The sequence below is a fragment of the Nocardioides plantarum genome, assembly GCF_006346395.1.
Classification (GTDB): Bacteria; Actinomycetota; Actinomycetes; order Propionibacteriales; family Nocardioidaceae; genus Nocardioides; species Nocardioides plantarum.
The window spans coordinates 221,740-247,099 of record NZ_VDMS01000002.1 but is presented as its reverse complement, the minus strand read 5'-3'; the positions used below and the strand labels follow the sequence as shown (position 1 = coordinate 247,099).

Here is a 25,360-nt window from a genome sequence, read left to right as displayed (position 1 = left end):
GGCGTGAGCGCCCCCTCCGTCGTCGTCCTCGACTACGGCTCGGGCAACCTGCGCTCGGTGGTGCGCGCCGTCGAGCGCGCCGGTGCCGAGGTCACGCTGACCGACGACTTCCAGGCGGGCCTCGACGCCGACGGGCTCGTCGTACCCGGGGTGGGGGCCTACGCCGCCTGCATGGCCGGGCTGCGCGCCATCAAGGGCGACCGCCTCATCGGACGACGCCTGGCCGGCGGCCGACCCGTCCTCGGCATCTGCGTCGGCATGCAGGTGCTGTTCGAGCGGGGCGTCGAGCACGGCGTCGAGACCGACGGCTGCGACGAGTGGCCCGGCGCCGTCGAGCGGCTGCAGGCCGACGTGGTGCCCCACATGGGCTGGAACACCGTCGAGACGCCCCCGGAGACCAGCCTGTTCGCCGGCCTCGAGGACGAGCGGTTCTACTTCGTGCACTCCTACGCCGCCCGCACCTGGGACCTCGTGACGACGGGTCACACCCGCGCGCCGCTGGTCACCTGGGCCGAGCACGGCGGCGACCGGTTCGTCGCCGCGGTCGAGAACGGCCCGCTGTGCGCCACGCAGTTCCACCCCGAGAAGTCCGGCGACGCCGGCGCGGCCCTGCTGCGCAACTGGGTCGAGAGCCTCTAGTCGTGGCCGCGGGAGAACGTGCCCGTCGCCGCCAGGAGCGCGACCGGGCCGTCGCCGAGCAGGCGGCCGCCCGCGAGGCGGCCGCGGCCCGACAGGCCCGCCGCGACGCCCGACGTACGGCGCTGGTCGGGTGGGTCCCCAGGCCCGCGCCCGTCGAGAGCGGCACCCTGGCGGCCAAGCGGCGTCAGCGCACCGGGCTCGTCATCGCGTTCGTGCTCGCCCTCAACGTGCTGGTGTGGCTCGGCACCGGCGAGTGGGCCGCACGCGTCCTCGTCCTGCTGCTGAGCGTGCTCGTGGCGCCCATCGCCCTGTCGATCCTCAACCGGAAGTGACCCCCGTGCCCGACCAGCCCGACCAGCCCTACCTCCAGCTGCTCCCCGCCGTCGACATCACCGAGGGCCGCGCCGTCCAGCTCACCCAGGGGGTCGCCGGCTCCGAGCGGATGTACGGCGACCCGGTCGCCGCCGCGCGCCGCTGGCAGGACGCCGGCGCCGAGTGGCTGCACCTGGTCGACCTCGACGCGGCGTTCGGACGCGGCAGCAACCGCGCACTGCAGGCCGAGATCGTCGGCGCCCTCGACATCGACGTCGAGATGAGCGGCGGTATCCGCGACGACGAGTCCCTCACCTCGGCCCTGGCCACCGGGTGCCGACGGGTCAACATCGGCACCGCTGCGATCGAGAACCCCGAGTGGTGCGCCCGGGTGATCGCCGAGCACGGCGACCGGATCGCCATCGGGCTCGACGTGCGCGGGCGCACGCTGGCCGCCCGCGGCTGGACCCGTGAGGGCGGCGACCTCTACGAGACCCTGGCCCGTCTCGACGCCGAGGGCTGCGCGCGCTACGTGGTCACCGACGTCGACAAGGACGGCATGCTCCAGGGCCCCAACCTGCAGCTGCTGCGCGACGTCTGCGCCGCCACCGACCGCCCGGTCATCGCCTCGGGCGGGGTCACCACGCTCGCCGACGTCGAGGCGCTGATGGGTCTAGTAGGGGACGGTGTCGAGGGGGCCATCGCCGGCACCGCGCTCTACGAGGGCCGCTTCACCCTCGAGGACGCGCTGGCGCTGACACGGGGAGGAGCGTCGTGAGCCTCGCCGTCCGCGTCATCCCGTGCCTCGACGTCGACGCCGGCCGCGTGGTCAAGGGCATCAACTTCGTCGACCTGCGCGACGCCGGCGACCCCGTCGAGCTGGCCCGCACCTACGACGCCGAGGGCGCCGACGAGCTGACGTTCCTCGACATCTCCGCCTCCCACGAGGGTCGCGCGACCACGATGGAGATCGTGTCGCGCTGCGCCGAGGAGGTCTTCATCCCGTTGACCGTCGGGGGAGGCGTGAGCAGCGTCGCCGACGTCGACCGGCTGCTGCGTGCCGGCGCCGACAAGGTCGCGGTCAACACCGCCGCGATCACCCGGCCCGAGCTGGTCGCCGAGATCGCCGACCGCTTCGGCAACCAGGTGCTGGTGCTGTCGGTCGACGCCCGGCGTGCCACCGACACCGACTCCGGCTTCGAGGTCACCACCCACGGCGGCCGCACGTCCGCCGGCCTCGACGCCGTCGCCTGGGCCGCCCGGGCCGCCGAGCTCGGTGCGGGCGAGATCCTGCTCAACGCGATGGACGCCGACGGCACCCAGGACGGCTTCGACCTCGACCTGATCCGGCTCGTGCGGGCCGCGGTGTCGGTCCCGGTCATCGCCTCCGGCGGGGCCGGGCGGCTCGACCACTTCGCCCCGGCGGTCGACGCCGGGGCCGACGCCGTCCTGGCCGCCACGGTGTTCCACTTCGGCACCCTGCGCGTCGGCGAGGTCAAGGGTGCGCTGGCCGGGGCCGGCCACCCCGTGCGCTGAGGCCTGCGGATGACGCCGGCAGCCGATCCGGATCCCGGGCAGGCTCTGCCTCGTCAGTGACGACCGGCGCCACGGGTGTCACCATGGGAGGGAACGCGTGTGTCCCGTCGTCCAGGAGCCGCCATGTCCGCCAGGTCCGCCAGGCAAGCCACCACCGGGCTGCCGCTGCCGACCGAGGTCGACCGACTGGTGCGGGTGCCGTTCGACTTCGAGGACTACCTCGCCCTGCCGGAGTGGCACCGGGCCGAGTACGTCGACGGGATGGCCATCGTGAGCCCGTCACCGGTCGCCGCCCACCAGCGGATCTCGCACCGTGTCGTCGACGTGATCCAGGCCGGCTGCCCAGGTCTGTTCGTGCTTGCAGCGGTCGGTGTCTGGACCGGGGAGCGCCGCTCCCGCATCCCCGACGCCTACGCCACCGAGCGCTCGTTCGAGGGCTCGTGGTCCGACCAGACCCCGGTCCTGGTCGTCGAGATCCTCTCGCCCAGCACCCGCCGCGAGGACACGCTCCGCAAGTCGACGGAGTACGCCGACGCCGGCATCGGCCAGTACTGGATCGTCGACCGCGACCACCGCACGCTCACGGTCCTGGGCAACACCGGCCACGGCTGGGACACCCTGCTCGACCTCGACGACAGCACTCCGCGCGGCTCGGTGGCCGTGGGCGACCACGGGGTCGTCGCCATCGACCTCGCGACGCTGCTCGCGACCTGACGGCCTACATGCCGAGGTCGGCCTCGCGCACCTTCGCGACCAGCTCGTCGCGGCCCTCGAACACGAGGTCGCGCCACTGGTCGCGGCCGAAGAGGAACAGCACCAGCTCGACGACCGGTCCCGACACCACCACCGACGGCTCGCCGCCGCGCAGCGTCGCCGTCTCGTCGGTGTCGCTGCGCCGGATCGACAGCGGTACGCCGGCGGGGCGCGCGAGCCCGCGACCGGCCTGCCTGATCGAGCGCCACACGGCGTCGAGGTCGTCGGGGGCCAGCGCCCGCGGCGTCCAGTCGGGCTGGGCGCGCCGCAGGTCCTCGTGGTGGACGAGGTACTCGAGCGTGTTGGCGAGCACCTCCACCGGCCGCAGCGCGAAGGGCGTCAACCCCGGCTCGCGGACCTTCGCGACCAGCTGCCGGTAGTCGCGGCGCCCCGCGCGGTCCATGGCCCGGTCGGTCAGCCGGGCCAGTGGCGGCACCGCGATGCCGGCCGCCGCGAGGGGCCGGTGCTCACGCACGAACAGGTGGGCCAGGAGCTCGCGAGCGACCCAGTCGCCGGTCAGCGTCGGCGCGTCCGGTCCCAGCTCGAGGGCGAGGTCGCACAGGTCGTGGCGCTCGCGGCGGGCGAGGGTCGGGCTCATGTCGTCAGCCTAGGGAGAGGGGGCACACCCCTGAGGACCTCGCGCCCCCTTGACCTCGAGCGCACCTGAGGTCGTTGACTGGTGGCACCCGGGTGGCCCCACCGAGGCCGTGCGGACGCCGTACGGATGAGCAGGTTGTCGGTGGCCGGGATTAACCTGCCGGAGCCCGGTCGTGAGCACCCGGCCGAGCACCCGAGTCAGGAGAACCGTGAGCGACCCGATCGAGACCACCGCCAGCGAGACCGAGGGCGAGGGTGACCGCGAGACCGCCGTCGGCCAGCTCGGCCGCGGGTCGACGACCGCCGGGTTCGGGGTGCTGCTCGTCGGCATCAAGCGCGAGCCGTGGGTCTTCACGATCGCCACCCTGGGCAGCGTGCTCTTCGGCGCCCTGACGGTCGCCGACGCGTGGGTCCTCGGGTGGTCCACCGACCACGTGATCCTGCCGGCCTACCGTGACGGCGAGATCGGGACCTCGATGCTGTGGGCGGTCGTCGGGTTGTTCGTCGGCGTCGCGATCCTGCGCGCGGTCGGCATCGTCGCGCGCCGCCTGGGCGGCGGCATCATGTACTACCGCCTCCAGGCGCACTACCGCCGCTCGGTGACCCGCCGCTACCTCGCCCTGCCGATGGAGTGGCACCAGCGCCACCCGACCGGTCAGCTGCTCTCCAACGCCAACGCCGACGTCGAGGCCGCGTGGGCGCCGATCATGCCGCTGCCGATGGCTGTCGGCACCGTGGCGATGATGGTGATCGCGGTGGTGCAGATGTTCTTCGCCGACCTGGTGATGGCCGGTGTCGGGCTGCTCATCTTCCCGGCCGTCATCGCCACCAACGTCGTCTACCAGCGCCTCTCGCAGGGCTGGGTCACCCGCGCCCAGCAGCTGCGGGCCGAGGTCAGCGAGATCGCCCACGAGTCCTTCGACGGGGCGATGGTCGTCAAGACGCTCGGTCGCGAGTCCGAGGAGACCGAGCGGTTCGCCCGCAAGGCCCGCGACCTGCGCGACGCCAACATCCGCGTCGGCCGCATCCGCGCGGCGTTCGACCCGACCCTCGCCGCGCTGCCCAGCCTCGGCGTCCTGGTCGTGCTCGCGGTCGGCGTCTCCCGGGTGACCAGCGGGGCGGCCGACCCCGGCGACGTCGTGACCGTCGCCTACCTGCTGACCATCGTCAGCTTCCCGATCCGCTCGATCGGCTGGGTGCTCGGCGAGTTCCCGCGCAGCGTGGTCGGCTACCGCCGCGTCGATGCGGTGCTGCGCACCGAGGGCGGGCTCGACTTCGGGGACCGTTCGCTGTCGGGCGACCCGGCCGACGACCCTGCCGACGCCCCGGCCGCCGCCGGAGCCCGTCTCGAGGTCCACGACCTGGCCTTCTCCTACGAGCCCGGCCGGCGTCTCCTCGAGCACCTCACCTTCAGCGTCGAGCCGGGGCGCACCGTCGCGATCGTGGGGGAGACCGCGTCCGGCAAGAGCACGCTCACCACGCTGCTGACCCGGTTGGTCGACCCCGACGAGGGTGCGGTGCACCTCGACGGCGTCGACCTGCGCGACCTGCGGCACGGCGCGCTGGCCGAGGTCGCGGCCGTCGTCCCCCAGACGGCGTTCCTGTTCGACGACACCGTGCGCGGCAACGTGACCCTGGGTGCCGACGTCTCCGACGAGCAGGTGTGGGCCGCGCTGCGCACCGCGCAGGCCGACGGGTTCGTCGCGGCCCTGCCCGAGGGCCTGTCCACCCGCCTCGGCGAGCGGGGGGCCTCGCTGTCCGGCGGCCAGCGCCAGCGCATCTCCCTGGCCCGGGCCCTGGTCCGCCGTCCGCGCCTGCTCGTCCTCGACGACGCCACCTCCGCGGTCGACCCCGAGGTCGAGGCGCGCATCCTCGCCGCGCTGCGTGACGGTGACCAGGCCGCCGGCAGCACCCTGGTGGTCGTCGCCTACCGCAAGGCGACGATCGGGCTGGCCGACGAGGTGCTCCACCTCGACGGCGGCCGCATCGTCGACCGCGGCACCCACGACGAGCTGCTGGCCCGGTCTCCCGGCTACGCGAGCCTGGTCAACGCCTACGAGCAGGTCGAGGTGGCCCGATGACCGCCGTCGAGCCCGAGCGCCTGGCGTCGCGGTCCGGCACGTCGATGACGACCGGTGACGACCTGGGCGGCCTCGAGACCATCCGCCGGGGCATCCACCACTCACCCGAGCTCATCGAGGGCATCCGCGTCACCGCCCTGCTCGCGGTGGTGGCCTCGGCCGGGCAGGTCGTCGTCCCCGTCGCCGTCCAGCAGACGCTCGACCGCGGGCTGGGCCGCCCCGGCGGCACCGACGTCCCCTTCGTGGTGCTGATGGGGGTGGTCGCCGCGCTGGCGGTCGGTCTGACCGGCCTGGCCAGCTACGGCATGACCAGCCGGCTGTTCCGCAGCGCCGAGCACGGCCTGGCCACGCTGCGCACCAAGGCCTTCCGCCACGTCCACGACCTGCCGCTCCTCACGCAGAACACCGAGCGTCGCGGCTCGCTCGTCTCGCGGGTCACCAGCGACGTCGACCAGGTCAGCCAGTTCCTGGTCTTCGGCGGGCTGCTCTTCGTGGTCAGCATCGGCCAGGTGCTGCTCGCCACGATCGTCATGCTCGTCTACTCCTGGCAGCTGACCGTGGTGGTGTGGGTCTGCTTCGCCCCGCTGTTCCTCTCGCTGCGGTTCTTCCAGCGCAAGCTGTCCGAGGCCTACGGCGTCGTACGCCGCCAGGTCGGCGTGATGCTGTCCGCGATCTCCGAGCCGGTCGTCGGCGCGGCCGTCGTGCGCTCCTACGCCGTCGAGGCCCGCACCCAGGCCCGCATCGACGAGGCGGTCCTCACCCACCAACGCATGTCCACCCGGGCCCAGGGCTTCACCGCCGTCTCCTTCTCGCTCGGCGGCATCTCCGCCGGGCTGGCCAACGCCGGGGTGATCGTGGTCGGCGTCAAGCTCGGGTTCGCCGGCGAGATCAGCGCCGGCGAGGTGCTGGCGTTCGCGTTCCTCGTGACGCTCTTCGTCGGTCCGGTCCAGATGGGCACCCAGATCCTCACCGAGGCCCAGAGCGCGATCGCCGGTTGGCGCCGCGTGATCGGCATCCTCGACACCCCGGCCGACCTGGTCGACCCCGGCCCCGACGGACACCTGCTGCCGCGCGGCCCGATCGACGTCCGCTTCGACCACGTCGACTTCGCCTACCCCGGTGGCCCCCCGGTGCTGCGCGACGTCGACCTCACCATCGAGGCCGGCCGGCGCGTCGCCATCGTCGGCGAGACCGGCTCGGGCAAGTCGACGTTCGCCAAGCTGCTCACCCGGCTGATGGACCCCTCCGCCGGCGCCGTCCTGCTCGACGGGATCGACGTGCGCGACGTCACCCCGGCCGCCCTGCGCTCCAGCGTCGTGCTGGTGCCCCAGGAGGGCTTCCTCTTCGACGACACCATCGCCGCCAACGTCCGCTACGGCCGCCTCGACGCCACCGTCGACGAGATCCGCGCCAGCGCCGCCGAGCTGGGCCTCCACGACTGGCTGGCCGGCCTGCCCGACGAGCTCGACACCCGGGTGGGCCAGCGTGGCGAGTCGCTCTCGGCGGGGGAGCGCCAGCTGGTCGCGCTGCTCCGCGCCCACCTCGCCGACCCCGACCTGCTCGTCCTCGACGAGGCCACCAGCGCGGTCGACCCGCGCCTCGAGATGCGCATCGGCCGCGCCCTGGAGCGGCTGATGTCCGGGCGCACCAGCGTCACCATCGCCCACCGCCTCTCGACGGCCGAGAACGCCGACGAGGTCGTGGTCGTCGACCAGGGCCGGGTCGTCCAGCGCGGTCCCCACGCCGTGCTGCTCACCGACCCCGACGGCGTCTACGTCGGCCTGCACCGCTCCTGGGTGTCGCAACAGGGCTCCTGAACCCCGCCCGTTCGAGAGCGTCATACGGTCTGGCGGCCTCGACGACCACCTCGTATGACGTCCCCGAACCGGCGGACGTCATACGTCCCGGCTGCCCGCACCGCCGCCTCGTATGACGCTCCCGGCACCCACCCCGGTTTACTGGACAGGTGAGCCCGCTGGACCCCGCCATCGCCGACCGCCTCAAGCGCACCCCCGACGCCACCCCCGGCAGCGAGGGACGCGGGCTGGTCGCGGCCATCGCCCAGCAGCACGACACCGGTGAGGTGCTGATGCTCGGCTGGATGGACGACGAGGCACTGCACCGCACGCTCACCACCGGCCGGGCGACCTACTGGTCGCGCTCGCGCGGCGAGTACTGGGTCAAGGGCGACACCTCCGGTCACGCCCAGCGCGTCGTCGAGGTCCGCCTCGACTGCGACGGCGACACCCTCCTGGTCAAGGTCGACCAGACCGGTGCGGCGTGCCACACCGGCGCCCGCACCTGCTTCGACGAGGACCTGCTGGGTGGCTGAGCAACAGCGCCCCGGACGCGGTGGACGCGGGGGACGACGCGGTGGCCGCGGCGGCTTCGGCAGCACCGTGCTCCTCGGCCTCGCCGCCGGCACCGCGGCGGCCGTGGCCGGCAACCAGGCGTGGGTGTCGATCGACGACCGCGGCAGCGGCGACTCCGCCTTCGCCGCCAACCTCGCCGGCGGCGGTGACCTCACCGCCCCGCCGGTGACCGCGACCGCGCTGGTCCTGCTCGCCACCTGGGGGGTCGTCCTGGTCAGCCGGGGCCGCGCACGCCGGGCGGTCGCGGTCCTCGGCCTGGTCGCCGCGCTCGCCGTGCTGGGCCTGGCCGTCGCGGCCTGGGTCACACGCCCGGGCGAGGTGAGCGACGACCTGCGGACCCTCGACCTCGACACCGGTCGCACCCTGTGGGCCCACGTCGGCGTCCTCGCCGGGCTCGCGGCGGTCGCCTCCTCGGTGCTCGCGGTGCTGCGGGTCCCGTCCTGGCCCGAGATGGGCCGCCGGTACGACGCCCCCGCGGCCTCCGCCGACGCGGCGGTCGCGACCGCCGCGGCCGGCGTACCCGCTGAGGAGCAGAGCAGCATCGACCTGTGGAAGGCGCTCGACGAGGGACGCGACCCGACCGCCGAGCCCGCCGACCCGGCCGACTAGGAGCCGACTAGGATCGGCGCTGCACCGCCGCACGACCACCACCCGCACGTGAGCGCAGCCCCGAGGAGCCCGCATGTCTGACAACCACGGCAACACCCCGGCCGCGTGGACGGCGGTGGCGGTGGCTCTGGTCGGCTTCGCCGTCGGGGGCGCGGGCCTGATGCTCGACCCGATCAGCTACCCCGTGTTCTGGGTGGGCGTCGGCCTCAACGTCGTCGCCGGGGTCCTGTTCGTCGTGATGTCCAAGCTCGGCCTGCACGAGTCCGGGCACTGACCGGGCTCCTGATCGACGCCCGGCCGTGACGACGCTCTCCGCGGCCACCTGGGCCGAGCCGGACCGGTCGCGCCCGCGGCGGGTCGCCGGCCCGGCCCTGACCATCGCGGGCCTCGCCGCGGCCACCCTGGCGCTCGCCCTGCGCGACCCGCACCAGCACGGCTCGTGGGGACTGTGCCCGAGCCAGGCGATGGGCTTCGACTGTCCCGGGTGCGGGGGCCTGCGTGCCGTCAACGACCTGACCCACGGCCGCCTCCTGGACGCGGCGTCGAGCAACCTCTACCTCGTGGTCGCGATCCCCGTCGTGGTGCTGCTGCTGGGGCGCTGGGTCGTCGACGCGTGGCGTGGCACCGAGCGACCGGCGTCCCCGCTGACGGTCCCGTTGCTGGTCACGGCCGGGCTGGTGCTGGTCGCGTTCACGGTGCTGCGCAACGTGCCGGCGTGCGGGTGGCTCGCCTCCTGAGGCCGCCCCGCGACGACCACCCGTGAGTCCCGCCACGGGTGGCGGACCCGCGAACCGGGGGGTCATCCGCTCCGTGCCACACTGATGAGGCCCTGTCCGTGCCGCCGAAGAGGAACCTCGAGATGTCCGTGCTCGACGAGATCGTCGCCGGGGCACGCCTCGACCTGGAGCGCCGCGAGGCCGCCACGCCGCTGGCCGACCTGCGGGCCGCCCTGGCCGACGTCGACCCGCCGCGCGACCCGATGCCCCACCTGCGCGGTCCCGGCTCCAGCGTGATCGCCGAGGTCAAGCGACGCAGTCCCAGCAAGGGCCACCTGGCCGACATCCCCGATCCCGCCTCGCTCGCCGTCCAGTACGCCGCCGGGGGAGCCGCCGCGATCAGCGTCCTCACCGAGGAGCGTCGCTTCGGCGGCAGCCTCGCCGACCTGCGCGCCGTCCGCGCCGCGGTCGAGGTGCCCCTGCTGCGCAAGGACTTCATCGTCGAGACCTACCAGCTCGTCGAGGCCCGCGCCGCCGGCGCCGACCTGGCGCTGCTCATCGTGGCCGCGCTCGACGACGACACCCTGCGCCGCCTGCACGACGAGGCCCGTGAGCTCGGGCTCACCGTGCTCGTCGAGGTGCACGACGAGGCCGAGACCGAGCGCGCGGTCGCCCTGGGCGCCGAGCTCGTGGGCGTCAACGCCCGCAACCTCAAGACCCTCGCCGTCGACAACGACACCTTCGGCCGGCTCGCACCGCTGGTCCCCGGTGACCGGGTGCTGGTCGCCGAGTCCGGCATCACCGACGTCTCCGACGTCGCCAGGTTCGTGGGCGAGGGCGCCCGGGCGGTCCTCGTCGGCGAGGCCCTGGTCAAGGACGGCACGCCACGCGACACCGTGGCCCGGATGACAGGAATCTCGTCATGACCACGCTCCACTCGACCTACGACGCCGACGACAAGGGCTGGTTCGGGGGCGCCTCCGGGTTCGGGGGCCGCTTCATGCCCGAGGCCCTCATCGCCGCGCTCGACGAGCTCGACATCGCCTGGCAGAAGGCCCTGGTCGACCCCACCTTCGGGCTCGAGTTCGACGCGCTGCTGCAGAACTACGCCGGCGTCCCGAGCATGCTCTACGAGGCCCACCGGCTCTCCGAGCACGCGGGCGCACGCATCCTGCTCAAGCGCGAGGACCTCAACCACACCGGCGCCCACAAGATCCGCAACGTCCTGGGCCAGGCGCTGCTGACCAAGCGGATGGGCAAGAAGCGGGTCATCGCCGAGACCGGCGCCGGCCAGCACGGGGTCGCCTCGGCGACCGCCGCGGCCTACCTCGGTCTCGACTGCACCGTCTACATGGGCGAGGTCGACACCGAGCGGCAGGCCCTCAACGTCGCGCGCATGCAGCTGCTCGGTGCCGAGGTCGTCCCGGTCACCAGCGGCTCGCGCACCCTCAAGGACGCCATCAACGAGGCGCTGCGCGACTGGGTCTCCAGCGTCGACCACACCGCCTACCTCTTCGGCACCGCCGCGGGACCGCACCCGTTCCCGAGCCTGGTCCTCAGCTTCGTGCGCGGCATCGGCGACGAGGCCCGTCGCCAGTGCCTCGACCTGACCGGCCGGCTGCCCGACGCGGTCGCCGCCTGCGTGGGCGGCGGGTCCAACGCGATCGGCCTGTTCGCGGCGTTCCTCGACGACCCCGAGGTGGCCGTCTACGGCTACGAGCCGGGCGGCGACGGCGTCGAGACCGGTCGTCATGCGGCGACCATCCACGCCGGTGACGTCGGCGTGCTCCACGGCGCCCGCACCTACGTGCTGCAGGACGCCGACGGCCAGACCGTCGAGTCCCACTCGATCTCCGCGGGGCTCGACTACCCCGGCGTGGGCCCCCAGCACGCCCACCTCGCCGCCACCGGGCGCGCGACCTACGTCCCCGTCACGGACACCGCAGCGATGGAGGCCATGGCCCTGCTCGCCCGCACCGAGGGCATCATCCCGGCGATCGAGTCGGCCCACGCCATCGCCGGTGTCGTCGAGCTGGCCCAGGAGCGCCCGGGCCAGACCCTGCTCGTCAACCTCTCGGGCCGCGGCGACAAGGACATGGGCACCGCGCTCGACTACTTCGGTCTCGGCAAGGCGCGTCCGGTCGCCGACCCCCAGGCCGCGACCCCGGAGCAGCAGTGACGACCGCGTCCGCCTTCGCGACCTCGCGCGCCGAGGGCCGCGCGACGCTGGTCGGCTACCTGCCCGCCGGGTTCCCCGACGTCGAGGGCGGCATCGATGCCCTCAAGGTCCTGGTCGACAACGGCTGCGACGTCATCGAGGTGGGGCTGCCCTACAGCGACCCCGTCATGGACGGGCCCACGATCCAGGCCGCCGCGCAGCAGGCTCTCGAGCTCGGCGTACGCACCACCGACGTGCTGCGCACCGTCGAGGCCGTCGCCGCCACCGGCACCCCGACGGTGATCATGACCTACTGGAACCCCGTGGAGCGCTACGGCGTCGAGCGGTTCGCCGCCGACCTCGCCGGCGCCGGGGGAGCGGGGCTGATCACGCCCGACCTGACGCCCGACTTCGCGCCCGAGTGGATCGCCGCAGCCGACGCCCACGGCCTCGACAAGGTCTTCCTGGTCGCTCCCTCCTCGACGCCCGAGCGCATCGAGATGACCACCGCCGCCTGTCGCGGCTTCGTCTACGCCACCGCCGTCATGGGCGTCACCGGGGCCCGCGCCACGACCAGCGACCTCGCCGGCCCGCTCGTGGCCCGCACCCGCGCGGCCACCGACCTGCCCATCGGCGTCGGCATCGGCGTGGCCGACGGCGCCCAGGCCGCCGAGGTGGCGTCGTACGCCGACGGGGTGATCGTCGGCTCCGCGCTGGTCCGCACCCTCCTCGACCACGCCGGCGACCGCACGGCCGGGCTGCGCGCCCTGGCCGCGCTCGCCGCCGACCTCGCGGACGGCGTACGCCGTGGGCGCTAGAGCGAGGCGAAGCGGCTGGCTGGCCGCCCTCGGGCTGGTGGCGACGCTCGCGCTCGGCGGCTGCGGCGACGACGCGAAGCAGCCGTTCTCCGGCCAGGTCCTCGACAACCCCTACAAGGTCCCGGCGACCGAGCTGGTCGACACCGACGGCAAGCCCTTCTCGCTTGCCGACGACACCGACAAGCGCCTGACGCTGGTGTTCTTCGGCTACGTCAACTGCAAGGACATCTGCCCGGCGGTGCTCAGTCACCTCGCCTCGGCGATGACCCGGCTCGACGACGCCGACCGCAAGCAGGTCGACGTCGTGCTCGTCACCAGCGACCCCAACACCGACACCCCCGCGTCGCTGCGCGCCTACCTCGACCGGTTCGACAGCTCGTTCATCGGCCTCGACGCCGACTTCGCCACGATCAAGGCCGTCGGTCTCGACCTGGCCGTCGGCATCGACGAGCGCGACCCGGGTGGCCACACCACCCAGGTCCTGGGGGTCGACAGCGCCAACGAGGCCCCCGTCTACTGGGACGCCGACACCACCCCGGTGCAGTTCGCCAACGACATCCACACCCTCCTCGAGGACTGACGTGACCCTGACGAGCCTGTCGACGCTGACCAGCCTGACGATCCCCAGCCCCTCCCAGGGCGTCTGGCACCTCGGTCCGCTCCCGCTGCGCGGCTACGCGCTGTGCATCATCGCCGGCATCATCGTCGCGATCGTGATCGGTGAGCGCCGCTGGCAGGCCCGCGGCGGACGGCCCGGCGAGGTGCAGGACCTCGCCGTGTGGGCGGTCCCGTTCGGTGTCGTCGGGGCCCGCCTCTACCACGTCGCGACCGACTGGAAGAAGTACTTCGGCGACGGGGGAGACCCCGTCAAGGCCCTCTTCGTCTGGCAGGGCGGGCTCGGCATCTGGGGCGCCGTCGCCCTCGGCTCCCTCGGTGTGTGGCTCTGGGCGCGCCGCAAGGGCATCCGGGTCGCCCCGATGCTCGACGTCCTCGCCCCCGGCGTCATCGTGGCCCAGGCGATCGGCCGGTGGGGCAACTGGTTCAACCAGGAGCTCTACGGCAAGCCCACCGACCTGCCCTGGGGCCTGGAGATCGACACGTCCAAGTGGCAGTGCCTGGTCGACGGTCAGCAGACCGACGGCGCGCTCTGCGGCACGAGCAACGGCGGCCCGTACGCCGACGGCACGGTCTTCCACCCGACCTACCTCTACGAGTTCTTCTGGAACCTCGGCGTCTTCGGGCTGCTGCTGTGGGCCGAGCGGCGCTTCAAGCTCGGCTTCGGTCGGGTGTTCGCCCTCTACGTCATGGGCTACACCCTCGGCCGCGGCTGGATCGAGTACCTCCGCGTCGACAACGTCCAGCTCGAGAACGTGCTCGGACTGCGGTTCAACGTCTGGACCTCGATCGTGCTGTTCGTGGTGGCCTTCGTCTACTTCGTCGTGACCACCCGGCGCCACCTCGGACGCGAGGAGTCGGTCTACCGCGACGGCTTCGGCCCCGCTGCTGACGCGGCCGCCGCCGCCGAGGCCGCCGGGACCGTCACGGACCCCGAGGCGACCGACACCAAGTCCGACGCCGACGCCGACGAGGACGCCACGCGGGCAGCCGGCGACGACGCGGACGACCAGGCCGAGGCGGGTCCCGAGCCCGCGTCCTCCGACCCCTCGCGCTGAGGGGGTGTCCACGGGTGGACGACCCACCCGCCCGGTCCGAAACATCCTGGTAATCTCACGATCTCCGCCGCGTGGGCCGACGTCGTCCCTGCGACTCCACCACGACAGCTGTTTTTGGAGCTGTCCCGCCGACGGGAGAACACCAGTGCCCTACGAGCACGCGTTCCCGCCCGCCCAGGGGCTCTACGACCCCGCCGCCGAGCACGATGCCTGTGGAGTCGCGTTCGTCGCGACCCTCACCGGTGTCGCCAGCCATGACATCGTCCTGAAGGCCCTGACGGCCCTGCGCAACCTCGACCACCGCGGCGCCGCCGGCGCCGAGGTCAACTCCGGCGACGGGGCGGGGATCCTGCTCCAGGTGCCCGACGAGTTCCTGCGCGCCGTGACCGCCGAGGCCGGTTTCGACCTGCCCTCGCCCGCGTCGTACGCCGTGGGCACCGCGTTCCTGCAGGGCGACGCCGACGACGTCGCCCGGTCCCGCGCGCGGATCGAGGAGATCGCCGCCGAGGAGGGCCTCACGGTCCTGGGCTGGCGCGAGGTCCCCACCGACCCCAGCGTGCTGGGCAGCACCGCCCTCGCCGTGATGCCGGTCTTCAGCCAGCTCTTCGTGGCCGCGGCCGGCCAACGGCTGACCGGCATGGCCCTCGAGCGCCGCGCGTTCTGCCTGCGCAAGCGGGCCGAGAGCGAGACCGCGGTCTACTTCCCGTCGCTGTCCTCGCGCACGCTGGCCTACAAGGGCATGCTCACCACCGACCAGCTCGACCAGGTGTTCCCCGACCTGCGCGACGAGCGCGTCGCCTCGGCGCTCGCGGTCGTCCACTCGCGCTTCTCGACCAACACCTTCCCGAGCTGGCCGCTGTCGCACCCGTTCCGGTTCATCGCCCACAACGGCGAGATCAACACCGTGATGGGCAACCGCAACTGGATGCGGGCCCGCGAGGCGCTGCTGGCCTCCGACGTCATCCCGGGCGACCTCGACCGGCTCTTCCCGATCTGCACGCCCGGGGCCTCCGACTCGGCGTCGTTCGACGAGGTGCTCGAGCTGCTCCACATGGGCGGGCGGTCTCTGCCCCACTCGGTGCTGATGATGATCCCCGAGGCGTGGGAGAACCACACCGAGATGGACGCCAAGCGCCGCGACTTCTACTCGTTCCACTCGGCCCTGATGGAGCCGTGGGACGGCCCCGCGTGCGTCGTCTTCACCGACGGCTCGCAGATCGGTGCGGTCCTCGACCGCAACGGCCTGCGCCCCTCGCGCTACTGGGTCACCGACGACGGCCTCGTCGTGCTGGCCTCCGAGGTCGGCGTGCTCGACCTCGACCCCGCCACGATCGTCCGCAAGGGCAGGCTCCAGCCGGGCCGGATGTTCCTGGTCGACACCGACGAGCACCGCATCATCGAGGACGAGGAGGTCAAGGCCGAGCTCGCCGCCGAGCACCCCTACGGCGAGTGGCTGCACGCCGGTCTCATCCACCTCGACGACATCCCCGAGCGCGAGCACATCGTGCACACCCACGCCTCGGTGACCCGGCGCCAGCAGATCTTCGGCTACTCCGAGGAGGAGCTGCGGGTGCTGCTGAGCCCGATGGCGAGCACCGGCGGCGAGGCGCTCGGCTCGATGGGCACCGACACCCCCATCGCGGCGCTCAGCGAGAAGCCCCGGCTGCTGTTCGACTACTTCTCCCAGCTCTTCGCCCAGGTCACCAACCCACCGCTCGACGCGATCCGCGAGGAGCTCGTCACCTCGCTCAACGGCACCATCGGTCCCGAGTCCAACCTGCTCGAGCCGACGCCGGCGTCGTGTCGCCAGGTCGTGCTGCCGTTCCCGGTCATCTCCAACGACGACCTCGCCAAGATCCGTCACATCAACCACGACGGCGACATGCCCGGCTTCATCACCCACGTCGCCCGCGGCCTCTACGAGGTCGCCGGGGGAGGCGAGGCGATGGCCGCGCGGTTGGCCGAGATCTGCGCCGAGGTCAGCGAGGCCATCGCCGGCGGGGCGCGGATCATCGTGCTCTCCGACCGGCACGGCGACGCCGACCTCGCGCCGATCCCGTCGCTGCTGCTCACCGGTGCGGTCCACCACCACCTGGTCCGCGAGAAGTCGCGCACCGAGGTCGGCCTGGTCGTCGAGGCCGGCGACGTCCGCGAGGTCCACCACGTGGCCCTGCTCGTGGGCTACGGCGCGGCCGCGGTCAACCCCTACCTGGCCATGGAGTCGGTCGAGGACCTCGCCCGCGAGGGCTACTACGTCAAGGTCGAGCCCGAGAAGGCCGTCGCCAACCTGATCAAGGCCCTCGGCAAGGGCGTGCTCAAGGTGATGTCCAAGATGGGCGTCTCCACCGTCGCCTCCTACACCGGCGCCCAGATCTTCGAGGCGGTCGGGCTGTCCCACGAGGTCATCGAGCCCTACTTCACCGGGACGACGTCCAAGCTCGGCGGCATCGGTCTCGACACGATCGCCGAGGAGGTCGCTCGGCGTCACGCCACGGCGTACCCCCGCGGCGGCGTGCTGCCCACCCACCGCGAGCTCGAGATCGGCGGCGAGTACCAGTGGCGCCGCGACGGCGAGCCCCACCTGTTCAACCCCGAGACGGTGTTCCGGCTGCAGCACGCGACGCGCAGCCAGCGCTACGACGTCTTCAAGCAGTACACCGCGGCGGTCGACGAGCAGTCGACCCAGCTGATGACGCTGCGCGGGCTGTTCCGCTTCAAGGGCTCCCACGTCACCGGGCGCGACTCGATCCCGATCGAGGACGTCGAGCCGGTCAGCGAGATCGTCAAGCGGTTCGCGACGGGGGCGATGTCCTACGGGTCGATCTCGCAGGAGGCCCACGAGACGCTGGCCATCGCGATGAACCGGCTGGGCGGCAAGTCCAACACCGGTGAGGGCGGCGAGGACGCCGACCGGCTCCACGACCCAGAGCGCCGCAGCGCGATCAAGCAGGTCGCCTCGGGCCGCTTCGGCGTCACCTCCGAGTACCTCACCAACGCCGACGACATCCAGATCAAGATGGCCCAGGGCGCCAAGCCCGGCGAGGGCGGGCAGCTGCCCGGCAACAAGGTCTACCCCTGGGTGGCCAAGACCCGGCACTCCACGCCCGGCGTCGGGCTGATCAGCCCCCCGCCCCACCACGACATCTACTCCATCGAGGACCTCGCCCAGCTGATCCACGACCTCAAGAACGCCAACCCGCAGGCCCGCGTGCACGTCAAGCTGGTCAGCGAGGTGGGCGTCGGCACCGTCGCCACCGGCGTCTCCAAGGCCCACGCCGACGTCGTTCTCGTCTCGGGCCACGACGGCGGCACCGGCGCCTCGCCGCTCACCTCGCTCAAGCACGCGGGCGGACCCTGGGAGCTCGGCCTGGCCGAGACCCAGCAGACGCTGCTTCTCAACGGGCTGCGCGACCGGATCGTGGTGCAGACCGACGGCCAGCTCAAGACCGGCCGCGACGTGGTCATCGCCGCGCTCCTCGGTGCGGAGGAGTACTGCTTCGCCACCGCACCGCTCGTCGTGTCGGGCTGCATCCTGATGCGGGTCTGCCACCTCGACACCTGTCCCGTCGGGGTCGCCACGCAGAACCCCGTGCTGCGCGAGCGCTTCTCGGGCAAGGCCGACTACGTCGTGACCTTCTTCGAGTACGTCGCCCAGGAGGTCCGCGAGCTCCTCGCCGAGCTCGGGTTCCGCAGCCTCGAGGAGGCCGTCGGTCAGGTCTCGGCCCTCGACATGGCCGAGGCGGTCAATCACTGGAAGGCGGCCGGCCTCGACCTGTCGCCGATCCTGCACGAGGTCGACACCAGCCACTTCCCCGACCAGGCCCGGCGTCGTACCAAGACCCAGGACCACGGGCTCGAGAGGTCGCTCGACGTCACGCAGCTGGTCCCGCTCGCTGAGGCGGCCCTCGAGCGCGGCGAGCCGGTGCGGGCCCAGCTCGCGATCCGCAACGTCAACCGCACCGTCGGCACGATCCTCGGCCACGAGGTCACCAAGCGGTACGGCGGGGAGGGACTCCCCGAGGGCACCATCGACCTCACCTTCACCGGGTCGGCGGGCCAGTCGTTCGGGGCGTTCCTGCCCCGGGGCATCACCCTGCGGCTCGAGGGCGACGCCAACGACTACGTCGGCAAGGGGCTGTCGGGCGGGAGGATCGTGCTGCGCCCCGACCGCGCCGCGACCTTCCGCAGCAACGAGCAGATCATCGCCGGCAACACGATCGCCTACGGCGCGACGTCGGGGCGGATCTTCCTGCGCGGCGGGGTGGGCGAACGTTTCGCGGTCCGCAACTCCGGCGCGCGGCTGGTCACCGAGGGCGTGGGCGACCACGGCTGCGAGTACATGACCGGCGGCCGGGTCGCCGTGCTCGGCAAGACCGGCCGCAACTTCGCCGCCGGCATGTCCGGAGGCGTGGCCTGGGTGCTCGACCTCAAGCCCTTCCGGGTCAACACCGAGCTCGTCGAGCTCGGTCCCGTCTCGGGCGAGGCGGCCCACGAGCTCGAGGCACTGGTCCGCGAGCACCACGAGGAGACCGGGTCGAGCGTGGCTGAGGAGCTGCTCGCCGACTGGGACACCGCCCTGACCCGCTTCACCGAGGTGATGCCCCGCGACTACCGCATCGTGCTCGAGGCCAAGGCGAAGGCCGAGGCGGACGGGCTCGACGAGTCCGAGGTCGCCCACAAGATGATGGAGGCCCTCCATGGCTGATCCGAGAGGTTTTCTGAAGGACGGCCGCCAGGTCGCCGAGCGTCGCCCGGTCGAGGAGCGCGTCCAGGACTGGAACGAGGTCTACCCCGGCTCGGCCGGTCGGGCCCTGCTGCCGATCATCACCGAGCAGGCCGGACGCTGCATGGACTGCGGCATCCCGTTCTGCCACTCGGGCTGCCCGCTCGGCAACATCATCCCCGAGTGGAACGACCTGGTCTGGCGCGACGACTGGGAGGGGGCGATCGAGCGGCTCCACGCCACCAACAACTTCCCGGAGTTCACCGGGCGGCTGTGCCCGGCGCCGTGCGAGACGGCCTGCGTGCTCGGGATCAACCAGGACCCCGTGACCATCAAGAACGTCGAGGTCTCGATCATCGACAAGGCCTGGGACTCCGGACTGGTCCGGCCGCAGGCACCCGAGTGGCTCTCGGGCCGCACGGTCGCGGTGATCGGCTCCGGCCCGGCCGGCCTGGCCGCCGCCCAGCAGCTCACCCGCGCCGGCCACACGGTCGCCGTCTACGAGCGCGCCGACAAGATCGGCGGCCTGCTGCGCTACGGGATCCCCGAGTTCAAGATGGAGAAGCAGCACCTCGACCGGCGCCTGGCGCAGATGAAGCGCGAGGGCACCGTCTTCCGGGCCGGCGTCGAGGTGGGCTCCGAGGAGTCCGGGCTGACCGGTGAGCAGCTGCGCGAGCGCTACGACGCCGTCGTGCTCGCGATGGGCGCGACCCAGGCCCGCGACCTGCCGGTGCCCGGGCGCGAGCTCGGCGGGATCCACCAGGCCATGGAGTTCCTGCCCCAGGCCAACCGCGCGGCCGTGGGCGACGCCCCGACCCTCGACGGGTCCGAGCAGATCCTGGCCACCGGCAAGAACGTCGTCATCATCGGCGGCGGTGACACCGGGGCCGACTGCCTGGGCACCTCCACGCGCCACGGTGCCGCGTCGATCACGCAGCTCGAGATCATGCCCGAGCCCCCGACGTCGCGCCCGGCCGGACAGCCGTGGCCGACGTACCCGATGACGTTCAAGGTCTCCTCGGCCCACGAGGAGGCCGGCGAGCGGGTCTACGCCGTGTCCACCAAGGAGTTCCGCGGCGACGACGAGGGCAACGTGCGTGCGCTGCTCATCGTCGACGTGGTCTTCGAGGGCGGCAGGCTGACCGAGATCGAGGGGACCGAGCGCGAGATCCCTGCCGAGCTCGTGCTCTTCGCCATGGGCTTCGTCGGCCCCGAGAAGGCTGGCCTGGTCGAGCAGCTCGGCGTCGACCTCGACGAGCGCGGCAACGTCGCGCGCGACCGCTCCTACCAGACGTCGGTGCCGGGCGTGTTCTCGGCGGGCGACGTCGGCCGGGGGCAGTCGCTCATCGTCTGGGCCATCGCCGAGGGTCGCGCCGCGGCCGCGGCCGTCGACGTCTTCCTCACCGGCTCGACGACCCTGCCCTCGCCGATCCTCCCCACGGCCCGCCCCCTGGTCGTCTGACCGCTGACCCGTCGCCCATGGGCGACGGGTCAGCGCAGAAGTGAGGTCGACCCGTCGCCCATGGGCGACGGGTCGGTCGCGGGATGGGACGTTTTAACGATCCAAAAGCGCTAGGGTGGTCCGGTGCGAAGAGCAAAGATCGTGTGCACCCTGGGTCCGGCCACCAGCTCCGAGAGGCGGATCCGTGAACTCGTCTACGCCGGGATGGACGTCGCCCGGCTCAACATGAGTCACGGGTCCCACGAGGTGCACGCCGAGACCTACCGGCTGGTGCGCGAGGCCGCTGACGCCTCGGGCCACGGCGTCGGCATCTTCGCCGACCTGCAGGGACCCAAGATCCGGTTGGCGACGTTCGCCGAGGGTCACGCGATCCTCCACCGCGGACAGCGTTGGACCATCACCACGCGCGAGGTGCCCGGCGACGGGCTCGTCGCCGGGACGACGTACGCCGGGCTGCCCGGCGACGTCAACCCGGGCGACCCGATCCTCATCGACGACGGCAAGATCCGGCTGCGGGTCGTCGGCGTCGAGGGCACCGAGGTCGAGACCGAGGTGCTGGTGGGCGGACCGGTGAGCAACCACAAGGGCATCAACCTGCCCGGGGTCGCCGTCTCCGTGCCGGCCATGTCCGAGAAGGACATCGCCGACCTGCGCTTCGCCCTGGCGCTCGGCGTCGACTTCATCGCGCTGAGCTTCGTGCGCGACGCCAAGGACGCCGAGGACGTGCGCGCGATCATGCGCGAGGAGGGCAACATGCTCCCCGTCATCGCCAAGATCGAGAAGCCCCAGGCCATCGACAACCTCGACGAGGTCATCGAGGCCTTCGACGGCTTCATGGTCGCCCGCGGCGACCTGGCCGTGGAGTGCCCGCTCGAGGACGTGCCGTTCCTGCAGAAGAAGATCGTCCACAAGGCGCGGCTCAACGCCAAGCCGGTCATCGTGGCGACGCAGATGCTCGAGTCGATGATCACCAGCGCGGCCCCGACCCGCGCCGAGGCCAGCGACGTCGCCAACGCGGTGCTCGACGGTGCCGACGCGGTGATGCTCTCGGGCGAGACCAGCGTGGGCGACCACCCGATCCACACGGTCGAGACGATGGCGCGCATCATCTCCTCGACCGAGGACCACGCGCTCGAGGCCGTCGAGTCGGGACGCTTCACCGCGATCGAGTGGGACCCCCACACCGGTGGCGGCGTGATCGCCAAGGCGGCCGAGGAGGTCGCCGCCCGCGTGGGCGCCAAGTACGTCGTCGCCTTCACCCAGAGCGGCGACTCGGCCCGCCGGCTGGCGCGCATCCGCAGCGCCATCCCGGTCCTGGCCTTCACCCCCGAGAACCGGGTGCGCTCCCAGCTGGCCCTCACCTGGGGTGTCGAGACGTTCCGCACCCAGAGCGTCGACCACACCGACGAGATGGTGCGTCAGGTCGACGAGCAGCTGCTGGCCATCGGCCGTGTCCAGGAGGGCGACCTCGTGGTCATCGTCGCCGGCAGCCCGCCGGGCATCCCCGGTTCGACCAACGCGCTGCGCATCCACCGGATGGGCGACGCCATCAACGAGGTCGCCCCGGCCTACCGCCGCCAGTCCTGACCGATCCCCGTCAGGGCACCCAGTCGAGGGTGCTGTCGTACTCCGCCACGGTGCACAGCGCGCCGTGCGGCTCGATCAGCACGGGCTGCGCGTACGACGTCGACCCGCCGTCGGCTCGCAGGCTCACCCCGACGAGGTGGCCGGGCCGCGTGGGGTCGGCCAGGCGTACGGCGACCAGCACCGCCTGCTGCCCGTCGTCGGGTCCCAGGACCAGGCCCGGCAGGTCTCGTCGGCTGTCCCAGTCGGCCAGCGAGTCGGCCAGTCCCGCCGTCTTCAGCGGCGGGTAGTCCTGCACGATGCCCTGCACCGTCGCGCGGCCGGTGAACCGGACGACGGCCCGCTCGACGACCTCGAGGTTGTCGGCACCCTCGAGCGCTGCGTCCCGGAGCACCAGGCGCTGGTCGGGCACGAACGACCCGGGGTGCAGGATCACCTCGCCCTCGGGGTCCGAGACGATGCACTGGGCCCGGTGCCGACCGGGGGAGTCGCCGGTCGAGGGGGTGGGCGTGGAGCCCGCCTCGTCGTCGGACCCGCACCCGGCGAGCAGGGAGCCGGTCACGAGGACGGCGACCGACGTCGCCACGAGGGTGGATCGCACCCCGCAGACGCTAGCGCTCCGCTCCGGCGGACGCACTGGTCGACGCATCGATCGACGCGTCCGGTGCCGATGGCCGCAGCGACCACCGACACCCGTGCGCCGTGAGTGCCCCGAGTGGGATTCGAACCCACACTGAATGGTGTTTGAGACCATCGCCTCTGCCGTTGGGCTATCGGGGCGGGCGGAGCGAAACCCTAGCCGATGCCCGGCCGGTCGGCGTGTCCCGGTGACCCGGTGACGATGCCCACCGCGCGGGGGCTGTGCCGCGAGCACCGGCGGTGGGGCGCGGCCCGAGGTACTAGATTGCCCGGGTGACCGACGCCCCGACCACCTCCAGCTCGACCCGCACGGTCGTGATCGCCGAGGACGAGACCCTCATCCGGATGGACCTCGCCGAGATGCTCACCGAGGAGGGCTACGACGTCGTCGGCCAGGCCGGTGACGGCGCCCGGGCGATCGAGCTGGCGACCGAGCTGCGGCCCGACCTGGTGATCCTCGACGTCAAGATGCCGGTGCTCGACGGGATCGCGGCCGCGGAGGCGATCGCGGCCAAGCGGATCGCACCGGTCGTCATCCTCACCGCGTTCAGCCAGCGCGACCTCGTCGAGCGCGCGCGCGACGCCGGCGCCATGGCCTACCTGGTCAAGCCGTTCACCCAGTCCGACCTGGTGCCCGCGATCGAGATGGCCCTCTCGCGGTTCGCCGAGCTGTCCCAGCTCGAGACCGAGGTCTCCGACCTGCAGGACCGGCTGGAGACCCGCAAGTCGGTCGACCGGGCCAAGGGGATCCTGCAGCAGCAGCTCCAGCTCTCCGAGCCCGACGCGTTCCGCTGGATCCAGAAGACCGCGATGGACCTGCGGCTCTCGATGCGCGAGGTCGCCGAGGGCGTCGTCACCCACGGCGTCCCCGGCCGCTCGACCCCCTGACCGCGCGTCTCCGGGCCGTGGGTCGGCGCTCCGGCGACGGAAAGATCACGAATTGGCAACAGGGGCGGACTCCCGCCCCCAGGGGGCCCGCACGCACTAGGTTGTGCGTGGTCGTCGGCACGGACTGACGATCCCAGATGAAGCGGAGGACCCCCATGAAGCCCCTCAGTAAGACAGCGCGACTCGGGATCGTCGCGGTGGCGAGCACCCTGGTGTTCGCGGCCTGCGGCAGCGAGAGCGACGACGACAACAACGACGCGGACCCGTCGGCGGCCCCGAGCAGCAGCTCGTCCGAGTCGACGTCGGCGGCCCCCGAGGACACCGGTCGACAGATCTACTTCGTCGACGGCAACACGGCCAACTACACCGACGACTTCGACCCCGGCACCCTCGAGGGTGTCAAGGCGACCTACCCCGGTGCCGAGCTCGGTGACGACTTCAAGGAGCGCCTGCTGGGCGTCAACAAGAAACTCAAGGACTTCACCTACGGCCCCGAGTCCTACGACGCCACCGTCGTCGCGGCGCTCGCGGCCATCGCGGCCGACAACGACTCGGGCACCGCGATCGGCGCCAAGATGCAGGAGGTGACCGCCGGCGGTGAGAAGTGCACCGATTTCAAGACGTGCGCCGGCCTGCTCGCCGACGGCACCGACATCGACTACGACGGTGTCTCCGGCCCGATCGACCTCAACTCGACCGGCAGCCCGTCCGCGGCCACGATCGGCATCTTCCAGTACGGCGCCGACAACAACTACAAGCCGCTCGACTACATCACCGGTCAGATCCCCGACTCGACCGACGTCAAGCCCGACCAGAAGATCTCGGGCAGCCCCAAGCCCGGCGACGGTGTCCTGACCGTCGGCACGCTGCTGCCCTCGAGCGGTGACCTCGCCTTCCTCGGGCCCCCGGAGTTCGCGGGTGTCGACCTGGCCGTCAAGGAGATCAACGCCGCTGGTGGCGTCCTGGGCAAGGACGTCGAGCAGTCCAAGGCCGACTCCGGCGACGGAACCCCCAACATCGCCCCCGGCGAGGTCGACAAGCTGCTCGCCGACAACTCCGACGTCATCGTCGGTGCGGCGTCCTCCTCGGTGTCGCTCTCGGTGATCGACAAGATCACCCAGGCCGGCGTCGTGCAGATCTCGCCCGCCAACACCTCGACGGCGTTCGACACCTACGCCGACAGCGGTCTCTACTTCCGCACCGCTCCGTCCGACGTCCTCCAGGGCCAGGTCATGGCCTCCACGGTCATCGGTGACGGCAAGCAGAACGTCGCGATCCTGGCCCGCCAGGACTCCTACGGCGAGGCGCTGGCCGAGAACGTGAAGAAGTTCTACGAGGAGGCCGGTGGCACCGTGGTGTCCTACCAGCTCTACTCGCCCGAGGCGGCCAACTACAACGCCGAGGTCCAGGCCATCGCGGCCGAGGACCCCGACGCGATCGTCCTCATCGCGTTCGACGAGACCAAGAAGATCATCCCGGCGTTCATCCAGGCCGGTATCGGCCAGGGTTCCTGACCGTCTCCTGATCGTCTGACGCTCCACTCCACAGGGCCCCGGGTGCACCAGCACCCGGGGCCCTGTTGCGCGTCCGGCCCCGGCTGAGCCGAGACATCACCGGTCGGCGTGACCGGCGGTGCATCCACCACCGAACAGGCTCGCCCGGACCGTCGTCACGGTGGTTGAGTCACCGCCGTGGCCGTCGGCGTGACTGGCGGTGCGTCAGCCACCGAACCCGCCACCGCCGGGCACCAGAACGGTGGCTCACCCACCGCCACAGGGCCCGGCGGTCCTGCTCGGCGAA

The 25,360-nt window shown here is 72.3% G+C and carries 23 protein-coding genes and 1 tRNA gene; 21 read left to right on the top strand and 3 right to left on the bottom strand.

What is annotated here, in order from left to right:
- Positions 1-3 precede the first annotated feature (3 nt).
- The 5 genes from hisH (at position 4) to FJQ56_RS13160 (ending at position 3,201) form a co-directional block, all read left to right on the top strand.
- Positions 4-639, top strand: a complete 636-nt coding sequence (gene hisH, locus FJQ56_RS13180; RefSeq protein ID WP_140010030.1) for an imidazole glycerol phosphate synthase subunit HisH — start codon at positions 4-6, stop codon at positions 637-639.
- A 2-nt stretch (positions 640-641) separates the two neighbouring features.
- Positions 642-971, top strand: coding sequence for a hypothetical protein (locus tag FJQ56_RS13175; protein WP_140010029.1), 330 nt, complete (start codon positions 642-644; stop codon positions 969-971).
- Between the two features lie 5 nt (positions 972-976).
- Positions 977-1,729: a bifunctional 1-(5-phosphoribosyl)-5-((5-phosphoribosylamino)methylideneamino)imidazole-4-carboxamide isomerase/phosphoribosylanthranilate isomerase PriA gene (priA, locus tag FJQ56_RS13170; RefSeq protein ID WP_140010028.1), complete on the top strand. Its 753-nt coding sequence runs from the start codon at positions 977-979 to the stop codon at positions 1,727-1,729.
- The gene (hisF, locus tag FJQ56_RS13165; RefSeq protein ID WP_140010027.1) at positions 1,726-2,487 is read left to right on the top strand and encodes an imidazole glycerol phosphate synthase subunit HisF; all 762 of its coding nucleotides are present in this window, start codon (positions 1,726-1,728) and stop codon (positions 2,485-2,487) included. Before priA ends, hisF begins: the two co-directional genes overlap by 4 nt.
- 123 nt (positions 2,488-2,610) lie before the next feature.
- Positions 2,611-3,201: a Uma2 family endonuclease gene (locus FJQ56_RS13160; RefSeq protein ID WP_140010026.1), complete on the top strand. Its 591-nt coding sequence runs from the start codon at positions 2,611-2,613 to the stop codon at positions 3,199-3,201.
- Positions 3,202-3,205: 4 nt separating this feature from the next.
- On the opposite strand, the gene FJQ56_RS13155 is transcribed toward FJQ56_RS13160, so the two are convergent.
- Entirely contained in the window at positions 3,206-3,838 is a 633-nt protein-coding gene (locus FJQ56_RS13155; protein WP_140010025.1) for a TIGR03085 family metal-binding protein, read from the bottom strand.
- 313 nt (positions 3,839-4,151) lie between these two features.
- On the opposite strand from FJQ56_RS13155, the gene FJQ56_RS13150 reads away from it, so the two are divergent.
- From FJQ56_RS13150 to pyk, 14 genes are all read left to right on the top strand, one after another.
- Positions 4,152-5,918 carry an ABC transporter ATP-binding protein gene (locus tag FJQ56_RS13150; protein ID WP_246084181.1) on the top strand — a complete coding sequence of 589 codons (1,767 nt, stop codon included), beginning with the start codon at positions 4,152-4,154 and terminating at the stop codon, positions 5,916-5,918.
- A complete protein-coding gene (locus FJQ56_RS13145) occupies positions 5,915-7,735 on the top strand; it encodes an ABC transporter ATP-binding protein (protein WP_140010024.1) in 1,821 nt (606 codons plus the stop codon). Before FJQ56_RS13150 ends, FJQ56_RS13145 begins: the two co-directional genes overlap by 4 nt.
- A gap of 149 nt (positions 7,736-7,884) precedes the next feature.
- Complete coding sequence (gene hisI, locus FJQ56_RS13140) at positions 7,885-8,250, top strand: phosphoribosyl-AMP cyclohydrolase (protein WP_140010023.1); 366 nt, start codon at positions 7,885-7,887, stop codon at positions 8,248-8,250.
- Complete coding sequence (locus tag FJQ56_RS13135; protein ID WP_170215403.1) at positions 8,243-8,899, top strand: Trp biosynthesis-associated membrane protein; 657 nt, start codon at positions 8,243-8,245, stop codon at positions 8,897-8,899. The genes hisI and FJQ56_RS13135 overlap by 8 nt, the downstream gene beginning before the upstream one ends.
- Before the next feature lie 73 nt (positions 8,900-8,972).
- Positions 8,973-9,173 carry an HGxxPAAW family protein gene (locus FJQ56_RS13130; protein ID WP_140010021.1) on the top strand — a complete coding sequence of 67 codons (201 nt, stop codon included), beginning with the start codon at positions 8,973-8,975 and terminating at the stop codon, positions 9,171-9,173.
- Positions 9,174-9,198: 25 nt separating this feature from the next.
- Complete coding sequence (locus FJQ56_RS13125; protein ID WP_140010020.1) at positions 9,199-9,636, top strand: DUF2752 domain-containing protein; 438 nt, start codon at positions 9,199-9,201, stop codon at positions 9,634-9,636.
- Between the two features lie 122 nt (positions 9,637-9,758).
- Positions 9,759-10,541, top strand: a complete 783-nt coding sequence (gene trpC, locus FJQ56_RS13120; protein ID WP_140010434.1) for an indole-3-glycerol phosphate synthase TrpC — start codon at positions 9,759-9,761, stop codon at positions 10,539-10,541.
- Positions 10,538-11,794, top strand: coding sequence for a tryptophan synthase subunit beta (gene trpB, locus FJQ56_RS13115; protein WP_140010019.1), 1,257 nt, complete (start codon positions 10,538-10,540; stop codon positions 11,792-11,794). The genes trpC and trpB overlap by 4 nt, the downstream gene beginning before the upstream one ends.
- Positions 11,791-12,591, top strand: a complete 801-nt coding sequence (gene trpA / locus FJQ56_RS13110; RefSeq protein WP_140010018.1) for a tryptophan synthase subunit alpha — start codon at positions 11,791-11,793, stop codon at positions 12,589-12,591. The genes trpB and trpA overlap by 4 nt, the downstream gene beginning before the upstream one ends.
- Before the next feature lie 37 nt (positions 12,592-12,628).
- Complete coding sequence (locus FJQ56_RS13105) at positions 12,629-13,171, top strand: SCO family protein (protein ID WP_246084144.1); 543 nt, start codon at positions 12,629-12,631, stop codon at positions 13,169-13,171.
- 1 nt (position 13,172) lies between these two features.
- The gene (lgt, locus tag FJQ56_RS13100) at positions 13,173-14,264 is read left to right on the top strand and encodes a prolipoprotein diacylglyceryl transferase (RefSeq protein ID WP_246084143.1); all 1,092 of its coding nucleotides are present in this window, start codon (positions 13,173-13,175) and stop codon (positions 14,262-14,264) included.
- Between the two features lie 145 nt (positions 14,265-14,409).
- The gene (gene gltB / locus FJQ56_RS13095; RefSeq protein WP_140010016.1) at positions 14,410-18,969 is read left to right on the top strand and encodes a glutamate synthase large subunit; all 4,560 of its coding nucleotides are present in this window, start codon (positions 14,410-14,412) and stop codon (positions 18,967-18,969) included.
- The gene (locus FJQ56_RS13090) at positions 18,962-20,449 is read left to right on the top strand and encodes a glutamate synthase subunit beta (RefSeq protein WP_140010015.1); all 1,488 of its coding nucleotides are present in this window, start codon (positions 18,962-18,964) and stop codon (positions 20,447-20,449) included. Before gltB ends, FJQ56_RS13090 begins: the two co-directional genes overlap by 8 nt.
- Positions 20,450-20,572: 123 nt before the next feature.
- Positions 20,573-22,036: a pyruvate kinase gene (gene pyk, locus FJQ56_RS13085; RefSeq protein WP_140010014.1), complete on the top strand. Its 1,464-nt coding sequence runs from the start codon at positions 20,573-20,575 to the stop codon at positions 22,034-22,036.
- 10 nt (positions 22,037-22,046) lie between these two features.
- Here the strand turns inward: pyk and FJQ56_RS13080 are convergent, their stop codons facing one another.
- Both FJQ56_RS13080 and FJQ56_RS13075 read right to left on the bottom strand, forming a co-directional pair.
- Positions 22,047-22,634: a hypothetical protein gene (locus FJQ56_RS13080; RefSeq protein ID WP_140010013.1), complete on the bottom strand. Its 588-nt coding sequence runs from the start codon at positions 22,632-22,634 to the stop codon at positions 22,047-22,049.
- A 106-nt stretch (positions 22,635-22,740) separates the two neighbouring features.
- Positions 22,741-22,813 (bottom strand) — tRNA-Leu (locus tag FJQ56_RS13075).
- 132 nt (positions 22,814-22,945) lie between these two features.
- Between FJQ56_RS13075 and FJQ56_RS13070 the strand changes: the two genes are divergently transcribed.
- Together FJQ56_RS13070 and FJQ56_RS13065 are read left to right on the top strand one after the other, a co-directional pair.
- Positions 22,946-23,560: an ANTAR domain-containing response regulator gene (locus FJQ56_RS13070; RefSeq protein ID WP_140010012.1), complete on the top strand. Its 615-nt coding sequence runs from the start codon at positions 22,946-22,948 to the stop codon at positions 23,558-23,560.
- 155 nt (positions 23,561-23,715) lie between these two features.
- Entirely contained in the window at positions 23,716-25,074 is a 1,359-nt protein-coding gene (locus FJQ56_RS13065; RefSeq protein ID WP_246084142.1) for an ABC transporter substrate-binding protein, read from the top strand.
- Positions 25,075-25,360 lie beyond the last annotated feature (286 nt).